This window comes from Chryseotalea sp. (assembly GCF_057350905.1).
Map to the genome: position 1 here is coordinate 137,578 of NZ_JBMRCF010000015.1, position 16,457 is coordinate 154,034.

The 16,457-nt window shown below is 42.7% G+C and carries 2 protein-coding genes; both read left to right on the top strand.

Features of this window, described 5'->3' with window-relative positions; all coding sequences use genetic code 11:
- The first annotated feature begins 3 nt into the window (after nt 1-3).
- The gene (locus ACO1XM_RS17015) at nt 4-14,880 is read left to right on the top strand and encodes a T9SS type A sorting domain-containing protein (RefSeq protein WP_486231185.1); all 14,877 of its coding nucleotides are present in this window, start codon (nt 4-6) and stop codon (nt 14,878-14,880) included.
- 109 nt (nt 14,881-14,989) lie between these two features.
- Nucleotides 14,990-16,399 (top strand): tRNA uridine-5-carboxymethylaminomethyl(34) synthesis GTPase MnmE, encoded by a 1,410-nt coding sequence (mnmE, locus tag ACO1XM_RS17020; RefSeq protein WP_486231187.1) that lies wholly within the window; start codon nt 14,990-14,992, stop codon nt 16,397-16,399.
- Nucleotides 16,400-16,457: the final 58 nt, after the last annotated feature.

The following is a 16,457-nucleotide window of genomic DNA, read 5'->3' on the forward strand; positions in this document are numbered from 1 at the left end:
AATATGAGATCATTTTTACGCTATTTATTACTTACTGCTTCGGTTGTGATATTATTGGTCAATGATGGCTATGCACAGAACCCAACTGAAAATGCAACAGGTTTTACCGTAAGCGCCTTTACTTCAAATTCGCTTACCCTTACCTGGAGTAACGTTGCCGATGCACAACGAACCAATTACTTAATTCTAGCCAATACAACTGGTACGTTTGCTGATCCTGGAGCCATTCCTGCAGATGATTCGAACCTTGGAGATGGTGTTGGTGCCATTAGTGTAGGCGCTTCTGCCACTACATATGAATGGAACACTGGATTAAGTGCTTCCACTGTGTATTACTTTAAGATCTTTGCTTATAAAGCTGCCGGACCAAACTTCTTGCTTACCGGAGCACCAACTACCAATAGAACAACGCTCGCTACGGAACCTGCCAACCAACCAACTGCCCCAGTGTTTTCAGGTGTTAATATCACAACTTTATCACTTAACTTTACAGAAGCTACCGGCACACCCGATGGCTACATTATTATCAGAAACAACGGAGCCTCTCCTACTGCTGTTCCTGTGGATGGAGTTACTTATGCAGTAGATGCTGTTTTGGGAGATGGTACCGTAGAATTTGTTGGAGCCTTTGGTACCTTACCATTAGCTGACGCCACGCTTACCGCAGCCACTGTTTATCATTACGATGTATTTGCCTATAACGGAAGTGGTGCCTCTATCAATTACCTTACTACCGCTCCACTGGAAGCAAGTAGAACAACATGGGCAAATGCTCCTGGTAATCAACCTACTGCTATCGTTTTCAGTAATGTTACCGACAATTCTTTGGATGTTAGTTTTACAGCAGCTGCGAGTGCACCTGATGGATACTTTGCTGTGCGCAGAAATGGTGGAGCACCAACAACAAATCCTGCTGACGGTGTTGAGTATACTGAAGGTGAGGTCTTAGGCGATGGCGTGGTGGTGTACATTGGAAATGCTGTGAATTTTTCTGATGGTAGCTTAAGTGCTGCCACTACCTATTATTATAAAATCTATTCATTCAATGGATCTACAGGAAGTTACAACTATCTGACAGGGAGTGCGCCATTAGAAGGTAATAGATCTACTCTAGCAACTGAACCAGCCAATCAACCAACAGCTATTAATTTTACCAGTCCCGCTTCAACAAGTTTCACAGTTAATTACACAGCAGCTACGGGTAGCCCTGCAGGTTACATAGCATTAAGAAGATCAGGAAGCTCTCCTACAGATGCACCAGTTGACGGAACAGCCTATACAGCTGGCAATACCATAGGGACAAGTACTGTTGCATTTGTTGGTGCCGGTGTCACTTTTAATGAAACCGGTTTAACAGAGGACACGCAATATTTTTATGATATCTTCTCTTTCAACGGTAGTGGAGCCACGATCAACTACAACACTGTTTCTCCATTAGAAGGAAGTCGTTTTACTATAGAGGCCACAGAACCAGGGGCCTCAACCACAGCAATGGTATTCAGTGCTGTTACTAACAACTCCATTACTGTTAACTACACCAATGGTCCAGGTGAATCTAGAATTGTAGTTGTCAGACAAGGCACTGCCGTTAACTTTAGTCCTACCGATGGAACATCTTATACTACCAATGCTGATTATTCAGCCGGAACAGAAGTTGGTCCTGGTGGTGACGGCAATAAGGTAGTAGGTGCAGGCAGTGGCCCCATTGTGATTACTGGATTAAGTGGAGATGCTGTTTATCATGTGGCTGTCTTTGAAGTAAACGGTACGCTGGGTACGGGTGCTGAGAACTATCGCACTACAGCTTTAACAGGAAGCAGAAGCACCGAGCCAACTACGCAAGCTTCCACTATAGGATTCGCGAGTGTGGCCACTACCACCATGACGGTATCATGGACTAATGGAAATGGTGACAGACGCATCGTATTGGCAAAACAAGGCTCTGCCGTTGATGCTGATCCTACTGATTTTACCAGCTATACTGCTAATGCTGCTTTTGGATCAGGCACACAAATTGGTACTGGTAACAGAGTAATCTATGATGGAACTGGCACATCGGTTCCAGTAACGGCACTAACAGCAGGGACTGTTTATCATTTTGCAGTTTACGAGTATAATGGGGCAGGTACTACAACAGCTGCTTATTTAACTCCTGCAGTGACCGCAAGCCGCTCTACCTTAGTATCACAACCCGCAAACTCACCAACTACTATAGGGTTTACCACGGTAACGCCAACATCTTTTACAGTGAATTTTACTGCTAACTCAGGTGCACCAGCATCTACTGGTTTTATTGCTGTGCGTAGAGTGGGTGCCCATGCCACAACAGCTCCAGTAGACGGAACAACTTACACTGCTGGTGATGTATTAGGAAATGGGGAAATTGCATATGTAGGTGCTGCAGCAACCTTTAACCAAAGCAGCTTAAATTCTGCGACCAATTATTATTATAGAATTTACTCTTTTGCAGGGACAGGCGATGCGATCAATTATAAAGAATCAAGTCCATTAGAGGGTAATCAACTTACACCGTGCGCTCCTCCTGCCACACAGGCAACAGGTCTTAGCTTTTCTCTGGTATCAGAAACTCAAATGCAGGTTAACTGGACCCGGGGTAGCGGAGATCAGATCGTTGTATTTGCCAGAAATGGAGCCTTCTCTGGTGAGAATCCAGGTAACGGAACTTCATATACTGGAAATGCTGATTTTGGATCAGGCACTCCAGCCATTACTGTTTCAGGCAACGATTATTTTCCGGTTTATGTTGGGACAGGAACTAACGTAACTGTTACTGGGCTCTCATCAAACACAAGCTACAGTTTTAAGGCTTATGAATTTAATAACGCCAATATCTGCTATAACACCACCGTAACAGGTGGCGTAAACGCTGTTAGTCAATTAACAACTGCTACAGCTGTAGCGGGTGTGTTAACTACAGTTTCCGCTGCTGCTACACTATCATCCATATCAAACACAAGCGGAGTCAAAATGACCGTAATACGGTTTAATGTGGATGATGATGGTTTAGATAGCTCTCCGACACGCCTGTCTTCACTGATTTTTAGACCAGGAGCAGGAAATGATATTGATGATTTCAGAGACGTTATTCAAGGTGCAGATTTGGCTGATGAGTATGGAAATATTCAGACTGTGAACATCACAATTGATGCCAACACACTAACTATAACGGGTATTGCCAACTCAGGAGGTGGAACAAATTCATCCAATACGCTTGGAAGAATAGACGATAACGATGACAAGGATTTTTTGCTAAACATATGGTTAAAAACAAGCATTGGCAGTTTTGGCAGTACAACACCTACCAATGTAGACGGACGGAATTTGACAATGTCATTGGCAGAAGCTGATATTACTTATAATACATCGCCATCAAGCAGTGAAATTCTTAACGGAACTACAATTGAATCTGGAGCAAGCAATGGCGCAATTGCAGTTGTTGCCACAGCCATTCGGGTAACCCAACAACCATCCGGTGCAGCAATAGCGACACAAGCCTTGGCGACACAACCGATATTTGAAGCCACCGATGTTCACAATAACCGTGACCTAAACTTCAACAATGCCTTAACTGTAAGCACAACAAATCCTGATAATCTTGGCTCGAATAGTCCGCCTACCAATTTTATTTCAGGTATTGCAGACTTCACCCCTTCTGGCTTTAACTTTCCTAATGCCGGAACGTCTTCCATGCGTGTTACGGCCAATGCTATTAACTCTGCTTATACCAACAGTATTACGGTAACATCGAACACCAGCGTTATAGAAATATTCAACGGTGTAGCTGCTGGACCAACATTGAACAGCAGCAGCGATGATATTGCCATTCTGGGATTTTCATTAACGACTACAGGCAGTAGTCTTGACTTTACTACACTCGACCTCACTACCAATGTTGACCCAGACGGCAAGTTCAATAACATTCGACTTGTACATTCTACAACCAACGATTATTCAACCGGAACACTTACAACACTGGCTACGGGAACTACACCTGGTAACGCAATTAATTTTACAGGATTTACAGCACCTATTAATGGAACCTCGTCTTACTATTTTATTGTAGCAGATGTTGAGGACAATGTCTCTAATCTAACTCCTGCCATTACATTAACCTTAACACCTAATACTTCAAACCTGGGCATATCTGGCTCTTCTGGTGTAAGTGGTGCTGCATTTACAAGTGTAACTTATAATTTTGATGATGTTACTGCACCAACTATTTCAAGCATCACGGCCAGTGCTGATCCTTTCTACGATGGAACGCCATTGTTGAGACAAACTATTACGATTGTATTTAGTGAAGCCATGAACCAATGTGGCGCTTGCACACCTTCTTTTGGAATTACCTCTCCTAATTGGTCAGTCTTTTCAAATGGTTGGTCAAACGCCACCACTTATCAGATAGTCTATGAACATGATGGCATTGCACAAACCCTCAATCCGGAAACATTCACAGTTAATGCCGGAAACGCGAGAGACCTGAACAATAACCTACTAGCTGTTGGTGGCAATGAAACCTTCTTGCTGGATACCCGCAATCCTATAGCAACGGTTACCGTTTCTTCAAGTTCAGTGCATGTTGGACCACCAACTGCGCTTACACAGACCGTTACGGTCACTTATGATGAGGCGATGAACCCGGCTACGTCACCAACCATTACCTTCTCCCCCACTAATAACTTTACTTCAGCACCTGGTGCCTGGTCTGTTGGCAATACTGTATGGACACAAACTTTCACTCACAATGGAACAGTGGAGACTCAGAATACAGCCACCGCAGTAGTAAGTAATAGCAGTGGTGCCACTGATGTTGTTGGCAATACAGATATTGGCGATGCTTCTCCTTCTTTTGTAATCGATACCCGACCACCAACTATTAATAGTATTACTTCATCTACACCTAATAATTCATACACTACAGGAGCTAATATCGCTATCAGAGTAATCTTTAATGAAACAATAAATCTTACTGGATCGCCAACGCTTACCTTAAATACAGGCGCAACAGCCACAATCATTGGTTCAGGTGCTAGTTTTATAGACTTTGTTTACACCGTTGGCGCTGGTGAAAATACAGCAGATCTTGATGTGACTAGTTTTAATTTAGGAGCAGCAACGATTGAAGATTTAAACAACAATACAGCAAACCTTACCTTGCCTGTTAATCCTAATCGCCTTACGGATTTAAAGAATCTCAGAATTGATACGCAAGCACCAACAATCACCTCAGTGTCAACCCTGGCGGCTGATGCCAACTACAATGCAGGTGATATTATCGATATTCAGGTTGTTTTTTCTGAAAACGTTTTTGTGATCGGTACACCCCAATTAGCACTTAATTCAGGCGGTGTGGCCAATTATTTATCAGGAACAACTACATCCACGCTTACCTTTCGTTACATAGTGACTGCAGGACAAAATACAAGCGATCTTGACTATGCTGATGTTAACTCCCTTACCCTGCCAGGTACATCGCTCATTCGTGATGTTGTGAACATTAATGCTGTACTCACGTTACCAACTCCAGGTGCTGTTAATTCAATCAGTGATGATAAGGCAATTATTATTGATACAGTGCTTCCATCCGTTACAGCTATTGATATTAGTTCAGCTACCAACGGTTGGAGTACAACCAATGGTACTTCTGGACCTAACGTTTCCTTTTTGGTAACCTTTAATGAAGCTGTCTCCGGTGTGGACGCAACTGATTTTGTGGTTACTTCAAATGGAATCATTAACTACACAGCTCCTATTGTAATTACGGGAAGTGGCAACACAAGAACAGTCACCATTAATGCCATAAGCGGGCCTGGTCTTGTAAAAATTGACGTTGTCAATAACGGAACGATCATCGATGCGGCAGCAAATGCTTTATCTGCTGCATTTAATAGTGCATTTAGTGGGAATGATTATTATTCTATTGTACTCCCAGAACCTTCAAATGCTGTCTCAGGTTTCAGTTTACAGTCTGCTACAACAACTAGTTTAACAGTACAATGGACAAATGCAGTTGCACCTGCAGTACAGGCCAATTATTTCTTTGTTCAATTAAAGAGAAACACAGTGGTAGGTTTCCCTGCTGTAGTTGATGGTGCAGTAACAACTCCAGACGGTGTTTTTTCTAATGACTCAAGAATGGCATTATATGTTCCTTATAATGCGGCAGCTACTCAAAATGTTACTTTTACTGGACTCGCATCAGGTGCGGATTATGATTTGGTTATCTATCCGCTAAATTATAATGGTGGCTCTCCAGTAACCGATGACAATACAGACTATAGAACTACAAGTCCTCTAACTCTTAACACTTCAACAACAACCGCTGCATCTGCTCAACTTGACTATGTTGCTGCTGCTGCGAGCATTAATTCCTTGATTGATACACAAGGCGAGGCCATCGATAACTTTACTTTTACAATAACCGATGAAACTGCTGAGCTAGATAATGCCCCTTTTAAATTTTCAGCACTTACGGTGTTTCAAGGAACAGGAAATGACATTACAGATTGGACACAAGCCATTGAAGGGGCGGTATTAACTGATGGTACAAATTCAATAGTAGCCACTTCTATAACTAATAATCAGATAATTTTTACCGGTATTGCATCATCGGGAGTGGCGGATCTTGGTTTTATAAATGATGCACTTTCCAAAGAATACAAACTAAGGATTTGGTTAAAGAGTTCTCTTGGCGGAACACTACCTGCCAGCATAGATGGGTTAAACTTTGCTTTTGAAATTAATAACGCAAGCTTCACCTATAACAACACAAGTAATAACCAGGTAAGCTCTACCCTGCAGGCAGCCGAGTCGGTTCAATCTGGTAGTACAGATAATCAGGTAAATGTTATCGCTTCACAACTTGTATTCCGTACGCCAGGAACACCCGGAGTGCTTACACAGCCCCAGGCTCAGATTGGTGTTGCTTCTAAATTTCCTTTAGCAATTGCGCCTAAAGTACATGCACTTGATGCAAATAACAACCTGGACATAAGCTATGCTGAGAGTGTTACAGTCAATAACACCAATGCACTTGATCAGGTAACAGGTCACATAGCATTCCCGCTCGGTGGTATACTTACACTTAACGATTATTCGCTGAGTGAAACAGGCACAACACAGATAAGGGTAATTGGTACTGGCGTAACACCTGTATCTACAGCCACCAGTACAAATGTTACTGCCGTAGTTACCAACCTCACCCAAATCACTGCTGGGGCTGCATCAGAGCCTGCTACAATTTCATCCTTGAGCAATACGATTATAAGTGCTGTTGACAACTTTGACTTCACCATTACTGATGATGCCGGGGCCAATGGTATAACACTGGAGGATAATGATGGATTACCCACCAGAATCAGTCAAATTAAAATAACTCAAGGAGCAGGAAATAATGCCGTACTTGCTAACTGGAATCATGCAATTGCCTCAGTGAGACTGAGTGATGGTGTAAACGTTCATGCTGGTGTGTTAAATGTGGCTGGTACTGAGATCACCTTCTCCGGAATTAGTAACACACTCTCATCTGATCTGGGTTTTATTGCTGATGGCCTTTCTAAAACCTATCGTTTAAGAATTGTATTAAAGGGTCCGGTTGGAAATCCTATAGATGCTTCTATTGTTGATCAGATCGATAACGAAGACTTTGAATTCAGCATAAGTCATACTGATCTCACATTAGTCGCTAGCCCGCAGAGCAGTGCCTTACAACCAAGTAATACTTCTTCAGGGAACGGAAACAATACTGTAGCTGTATTGGCGACCCGGTTAGATTTTACTACACAACCAAACGCCACTCAAAATTATGATGCGCCAATAAATCCCTCACCTATTGTTAAAGCAAGGGATGCAAATGGCAACCTTGACAGCGACTATGCAGGTACACCAGCAGTAAGTAGCCAGACACCGGCTACCTACCCTTTAGCCAATACAACACTGACTAACAATAATGGTATAATTACTTTTGATGGTGCGCTCAATGTAACCAGTGCGGGCAATGGTCCTGCCGGAGGCACAACCAATCTCTTTGTGAGTTCTGCTGGATTAACTACAGCGCAGAGTATTACATTTACCGTCAACTACTCTAATGCTTCGGATATTATAAAAGATCCAGGGTTCTCATATTCTTCTAATATTCAATATATCAATCACCAGACTGCTGATATTACCGCTGGCAGCGGTGTTGAAGTAGAACAATTCCTTGTAAGAGATGGTGGTTTAATAAATGATACTGATGGCACTCCAACTGTATTGACGAGTATAACCTTGGGTATAAACAATTGGGAGAACTTAAGAAACATTGCGCTATATGACGGAGGTACTGAGCTAGTGGAGATTGATGTTGCAGGCAACATCAATGCAGTAACCGGAGAAATTACACTCTCAGGTTTTGAATTCACTGCCAATGACGACACTGACAATGATTTAACCGTGAAGGCCAGTTTCTTAAACACAGTGGATGATAATGAAGTTATCAGTTTCACCGTAGCCAATGTAACGGCACGCAATGTCACCTCCTCGCAATTTGCTAATAACAGCCCTGCTGGTATTGTAAGTACAGCAAGTGGTGATGAAAATAAACTTGAGGTTATTGCTACCAAAATTGATTTCCTCGTCAACCCGAACGCAACTAACATTAGTACCTTTACCAATGTCGATAATCCTTACATGGTATTAGGTGCTCGCGATGCTAACAATAACGTAGATACGGATTACACAGGTGCACTTGGCACTGTTACCAACTCACTCGCACTCGCAATGAACAATGAGCCCACAGGAAACTTTGTAGCTGGTTTATATGATTTTGCGACCTTAGCACCCTCCTTCCAGTTTGAGGAAGATGGTGAGGACCTTACCCTTACTGTACCTGTAACTACAAACAATCAGCTAGGCGCGTTGCCAACTGCGGCCGTGAGTGCACAATTTGATGTAGCAGCTTCTTTCGAATCTTTTATTACAGCAGAAAATGGTTACGAGTTACCTGAAAACATTCCCTACATACTTCATCAAGCAACGAATATTGATGCAAGTAATAGCTTTAACTTATTAGAGTTAGTAATTTCGGATGGTGATGCAGATGGAACACCTAGTGATGTGGATGGTGCTGCGACAGTTCTTAATGGTATCACCTTTAGTTTTGAAAATCATGAGGCGATACGAAGAATTGCCATCTATGATGAAAATGATGTAGAGATACAAGAAAAGGATGCTTCAGACTTTGTAATTGTAGGTAGTGCAGGTCAGATTACCTTCGGTCCTGCTCTGGGCATAACCGCTCCAGATAATGGTAGAAGGTTATTTAGATTGAGAGCAACCTTCTTCAATACACCTGCTGTCATTATTGATAATATCCCTGTTCAACTTAGTATCATCAGTGCTACCCTTGGAGGTGGCTCAAGATTCTACGAACCTGTTGCAGGCTATGTTGCTGGTAATCCTCCAGGTACACTTACTGCTCCAGCTAACAGGAACTTACTTGAGGTGACTGCAACCCGCCTTGACTTTACTACACAGCCAGCGGCCATTGAAGGTATCGATCAACCCATTTCAATTACGCCAGTGGTTGAGGCACGAGACAACAATGGTATAGTAGACCTTGACTTTAATTTTAATGCTACTATTGCCAGTGATGCTTACCTGACTTCGACCGTGGCCAGAAACTTTGTGAGTGGAATCCTAAGCTTTAGCGGTTTACAGTATACCAAATCAGCCGCTGGAACATATACTGTAACTTCAAACGGTTTATCAAGCAATACTGCAGGGTCAACCGCCAGTTCAGTTGTGGATGTAATTCACGTTACTGCAGCAGAAAATACAAATGGTGTAGTTGTTTCACCTAACATTAAAGGAGGTTCAACCAACGTAGTTATTTTCGGTGTTGATATAAATACGCTAAGAAAAACTGCATCCGAACCCAGACTGAATGGATTCTCGATCATCTTTGATTTCCCATACAAAAGTTCAGCTACAACAATCTTAAAAAACTTCCGGGTATTTGAATCTACCACAGGAACATTTTCAGGTTCTACTAACGTAACTGCTTTTGGCGGAATTGTTACAGAGGGCCGATCACCAGTCATTGATCCACTATTATCTATTACTGCTCAGGACATGGTAACCATTACTTTCCCTGGGCCCAGAAATCTGAATAATAGTAATTCTTCTCTCACTTACTATATCATGGTTGATGTAGACGCCACAGCGAATATCAGCACACCTAAACTAACCCCCAGACTACTCGATGGAGGCTTTGGCACAAGCACTAACAGTTTGCTCAATGTGACTGCCGGTAGTTCAAAAGCGGATGTAACTGGTAAGCAATATTCATTTGCCTCTACCCGCCCCCCTGCCTTGGTTAGCTCTTACCCAGAGAATGGACAATTAAATGTCGATCCTGCTCAAAGTACAATTACGCTGACTTTTGATGTTCCGGTTTGGACCTACGATGCAACTGCCAAACTATATGATCGTCAAAACAATAAATTAATTGCTACACTCACTGCTGCAAATGGTAGATATGCCCTTGGTGAGCCTGTTGCAGGATCTGTTACTAACCCAACACCCTTAACTTTTAACATACCACCTGGAACCGTATTAAAAGCAGACAGCGTTTATTACCTCACAATAGAGCGTGGTACTTTTGACCCTATTTCCAATACAGGTACCGGTATTGCTGATGACGGGACGAACCTCTTTGGTGGAATTTCTTACAATGGAACTTTGTATTTCAAAATTGCGAGTGAGACACCGCCAACGATGATAAACTCTGATGATACAAAGTATTATTTTACACCTTCAGGAGGTGCTATTAACGCTTCTTTCAATCAGTTTGGTAAGGCTTACTTTATGATCGTTAATGCTGGCAATCCAGCTCCTACCAACGCTCAGATTAAAAATCCGCTTGCCGGATATTTAGGAATACCAGTTGCAAGAGGTGTTATTGATATAAAGCAAGTTGAATCGTTACAGTATGGAACATTTGTTGCCAATCTGACGAGTGGTACTACTTACGATGTATGGATGTATGCTGAAAATGATGCTTTACCTGCACCTGTACCTACTTCAGCTCCTTTTGGACCGCGAACAGCCAACTATGCAGTAGGAACCGGAAGTGCTGGTAATCCAACATTTAAATTTACAGCTCCACCTGCGCCTGCATCTTTATATTTAAATCAACCATTGTATCAGATTTGTGCAAACAGCGAAGCCCTGTTAGCCGATCCGATTATTATTGCGGAGAGTAGTTCAGGTGAGTTTAATCTTGGTGCTCAGAATTTCAATATTATTCTTCCAACCGGCTTCCAGTTTAATGTGGATGTACAGCCCGATATTATTCTGACAGGTACAGATTTCGATCCGGCTCAACTTCAATTTAATTTCCTCAACAATACACTGCTGAACATATCTTTCTTTATAGATAATGTTGTAGACCTAGACGCGATTATCATTTCTAATCTTTCCGTTATTGCCAATAACGCTGATGTGAATGGTAACATCAGACGTTTTGCAGGTAATGCCATACCAACACTGGCGGACGGAACAGTACTGGGTACCATTGTTTCAAGTGCTGCTACCCCGCTGAGTTTCACTAACAGTTATTCAGAGGCAAATGATTTCTCTGCACCGCCCATCGCAATTACAGATGTTGTAACGGCTATACCTAATAATTTTAATTCTTCAGGAGGTTCCATCGTTCGTTTAATCCCTGAAGTACCTGCGAATGATTATGGCCCTTCTTTCTTTACCGGTTCTGGTGTAACCAACGATCAACTAAGCCTTACACAAATCAATAATGCATTCAATATCACGATGATTCATACTGATATGAATGGTTGTGTTTCAACAGTGGCTGAACAATACACTATTTACGACCATACTCAGGCCATACCAGGATTGGGAACGCAACAATGTATAGTGAATGCTCAATTCCCTGGTTTATCAGTAAGTATCCTTCCTCTTTCCGGAACGATACAGGGTAATGCATTGGCTGGTTATGACTTACTTGAACTATACACAGATATACCCACAACAGCCTCAGCATCACAAACCATTTATGGTCCAGCCTGGAGAGGTCTTGTTAACACAATACCTGTCATGCAGATTCCTGTCAATCCTGCTCAACAGTTCAGAGATTATAGAATGGATTATACTAAACTCTTAAATGCTAATACTGAGGCACCTGCAATTACAGAGAATCCATATGAGAAATTCAGGGAATTGACACCTCAAGGTAATACATACTATAAAGGAGGATCGCTGGGTAGGATTGAGTTTACAGGTAAGTACAGAAGTAAGGCCGATGCCAGCGTTATCGTTCCTATTCGTCAGGAGGTTGAAGTTTTTGTTCCATCCATACCTGTAATCGAGATTGGATCCGGTAACATAACGGCTAATGATGGCAGTATTCCGGTATTTTGTGAAGCTGGGGGTGCAATTATCTTAAATGGCTATCCTGCTGCCTCCACTGGCGCTTCTGTCGGTACATTTACCTTAGCCTCTGAAGATGGACAACCCATAGTTAATTATCCAGGAGGTGCTTTTGTGGATAATGGTAATGGAACAGCCACGCTTAATCCGATGTTAATTTCTGGAGCTGTAAATATCGGCATCACCAATGCCTATAAAAATATAGTTGTCAGCTATACATATAAGGAAAATAACTCACCTTGCTCAGCCACTGGTGAACTTATCATAAGAGTTGTACCTAACCCTGTCAGTCAGTTTTCTTATGAAAGCGAAGAAACAGCAAACACACCAGTAGTTACCGCTTATTGCGAGGGTATTCCATTAAACTTTAGTGCTGATGCAAGTACCATTGCCAATGGAAGCATCAGCGAATATCATTGGAGTTTTGGTGACATCAATGCAACCGGTAATAACCCAAATGAAGCTACAGGTATTGATACAGTACATACATTTACACAGTCGCTCAAGTATAATGTTTCGCTGGTTACTACATCTACTTTTGGTTGCAGTAATACTGCCAGCAGGCCTGTAACAGTCGGTAGCATACCGGTAGCCGATTTCTCTTTCCAAGGCGTTTCGGAGATTGATATCACCAACCTGTCAGATATTGGAAATAAATTACTCGAGTCAACACCAGGTGTCTTCCCTAATACACTTACCACTACATCAAGTGTCTTCAGTGATTACAGCTCACTTTCTGGTGTATTCGACATAACACTTACGGTAACATCTGCCGGAGGCTGTGTGGATGAAATTTCCAAAACGGTGGTCGTTGTACCTGAAAAAGCAACAGACGCCAACAGTGCATTCGAAGATAATTTTGAAAATGCAGCCAACCAAAATGACTGGATTCCTTTTGGCACCAATGTTTCCTGGCAACGTGGTGCAGCGGCTAAAACAACTATCCAAAATGGAACAGAAAATGGCGTCAATGTATGGATTACTAGATTAAGCGGTGCCTATAATGCAAATGAAGAATCTGCTCTCTATAGTCCTAGCCTAAACCTTACCGGATTAGAAAGGCCAATTATTACTTTCGATTTATTCACAGACCTGGATGATATTGATGGTGTGGTACTTGAGTACTCTACCGATAATTTAAATATTGCCGATCCCGCCAAAGTGTGGAACCGACTGGGCAGTTTTGCTGACCAGGAAAGCACAGGGGTTGAGTGGTATAATAAAGTAGGTATTGCAGCCAGACCTGGTGACCAGACTGATGGTGACTATGGTTGGACAGAAACTGCAACAGGTTGGAGAACAGCCAAACATAAGCTGAATGATCTGGACGGACCACTGAATGACAACACCCAGATTGTCTTCCGTTTTGCACTTGCATCTACAGCCACAATTAAAACAAAAGATGGTTTTGCCATTGACAACGTACGTATTGGTAATGGAACCAGAACTGTACTTGTTGAAGGCTTTACCAACAGTGGTTCATCGGATGTCCGCATTGCTGCTGAAAATCAAGCGATCAGAAGCTTTGTATCTGAGTCAGAAGGTGTTGAAATTATTAAGGTTAATTACCATGCTGCCTTCCCGGGGGCAGATCCATTCAATGCCATAAACCCCGATGATCCAGGCGCTCGTGCTCTTTATTATGGTATCGCTACTGTGCCTAATGCCAGACTTGATGGTGCCAAACCTGAGGGACAAGACCTGATGTTTAGCGATTGGGGACAACGTGAATTCGACAAACGCATTCTTGATCTGGCAGATGCTAATCTGAGTGTAGATTTGGATAGAACAGGACTAGAAGCCGATAGCATAATTGTTGAGTTTAGCCCATTGATTGACCTGAGCAACAGGGCAACCATCTTACATGTGATGATCGTTGAGCAAGAAGTCTTAACAAGTCTGAACTCAGCTATTGGTACCGTTCCATCAGGTGAAACGCAATTCAACTATGTGCTGAGAAGAATGTTACCGAATGCTGCCGGAACTAAGTTTACTTCGTTGATAAAAGATTCGAATCATCGCATTGCCTTGCCTTGGGCTGATGGTTCTGCTTTTGCGCCAGAAGATGATATCTCTATCGTAGTGTTCTTACAGGATGAGATCACGAAAGCCATTTACCAGTCATACATTGTGCGCGATCTTAATAATCCTAAGGTGGTGACTGCTGTTGAGGAACCTTCATTTAACAACTTTGAGGTGTATCCTAACCCGGCAGACAGGGAATTGGTCATAACCTTGCCGGCCATAGCCACCAAGCAAACACCTCTGGTTATGTTTGACCAGATGGGTAAAGTTGTGCGTGAAATCGTCTTCGAGAAAGGAGAGCAAAGCAAGGAAATTGATACTGAGACACTTTCTGCAGGCGTCTACCTCATCAAAGTTGAGTCTTCTCAAGGCATGCTGATAAAGAAGGTAATCATCGCTCACCGCTAACATTTTAAACCAAACCTACCCTTAAATCCCTGGTTCATTCGAACCGGGGATTTTTGTTTTATACCCCTTCTGGTCGGTCATATTCATCAATTACTCGGTGCTTCTGTAAATGGCTAAAACCAAAGCCGGCCTGAAGTCCTTATCTTTGCCCTCCATGCATACTCATGATACCATCGTAGCACTTGCCTCAGGTCAGGGATTGGCTGCCATTGCGCTGATACGTCTGTCTGGCAGTGATTCAATAGCCATTACCAACAAGGTTTTCAAAGGCAAAAATCTACAGGATCAGGCCTCACACACCCTTCACTTTGGAACCATTCGCGATGGGAATAAAGTAATTGACGAAGTGCTGGTGGCTGTATTTAAAGCACCCCATTCCTTCACGACAGAAAATGCCGTTGAAATATCCTGCCACGGCTCGCCTGTGATTGTCAGGGAGATTATTAAAGTGTTATTAAAAAACGGAGCCAGACTTGCTGAGCCGGGCGAATTTACAAAGCGTGCCTTTTTAAATGGAAAGATGGATCTTGTACAGGCGGAGGCTGTAGGTGATCTCATTCATGCTGAAACAGATACGGCCCGTCAGGTGGCCTTGCAACAAATGCGGGGAGGCTATTCCAAAGACCTGGCTGCTTTGCGGGAGGAACTGATTCACTTCGCTTCGTTGGTGGAACTTGAGCTGGATTTTGGTGAAGAAGATGTTGAGTTTGCCAAACGAGATGATTTAAGAAACCTGGTTGTTAAAATACAACACTACATCACACCACTCATCGCTTCGTTTGATCAGGGTAATGTTATCAAAAATGGAATTCCTACGGTAATAGCAGGAAAACCCAACTCGGGTAAATCGACTTTATTAAATGCACTGCTGAATGAAGAGCGGGCCATCGTTTCTGATATACCGGGTACCACCCGTGACTTTATAGAAGATGAGATTGTATTGGGAGGTATTGCCTTTCGCTTTGTAGACACGGCAGGGCTCCGCGAGACTACTGATGTTGTCGAATCCATGGGCATAGAACGTACACTGGAGCGCATGCAAAAGGCTTCTCTGATACTCTACCTGTACGACCTTGCCAATACCACTGTTGAAGAAATTGAAGCACAGGAAGCCCTGCTCACAGGCCTCTCCGGTGCCATTATTATCCGTGTCGGCAACAAAGTCGATAAAGCAAAAGCAGAAATATTGAGCTATGTTAGCTCAAAACAATTTGTGCTGATCTCGGCTGCGCAGCAGCAAAGTCTTGAGCCATTGAAGGATAAAATTCTTGAAAAAGTAAGCAGGCAGGAAGTAAAACAGGGCGATGCGATTATCACCAGTCTGCGCCATTATCAGCAGTTAACACAGACACATGAGGCACTTGAGCGCGTGTTGGAAGGGCTCATGACTGAGCTGAGTGGTGACCTAATTGCAATGGATATCAGACAAGCATTACACTATTTAGGTGAGCTTACAGGCGCCATTACCACCGATGATTTGCTCGATAATATCTTCAGCAAGTTCTGTATTGGTAAATAGATTTTAAAATTTATTGCAATGTGCTTACTATTGGCGAAATATTTTTTTAAATTTTGAG

Coding starts and splice junctions, on each gene's coding strand:
- mnmE (WP_486231187.1), top strand. CDS start 14,990: ATGGCTAAAACCAAAGCCGGCCTGAAGTCCTTATCTTTGCCCTCCATG.
- ACO1XM_RS17015 (WP_486231185.1), top strand. CDS start 4: ATGAGATCATTTTTACGCTATTTATTACTTACTGCTTCGGTTGTGATA.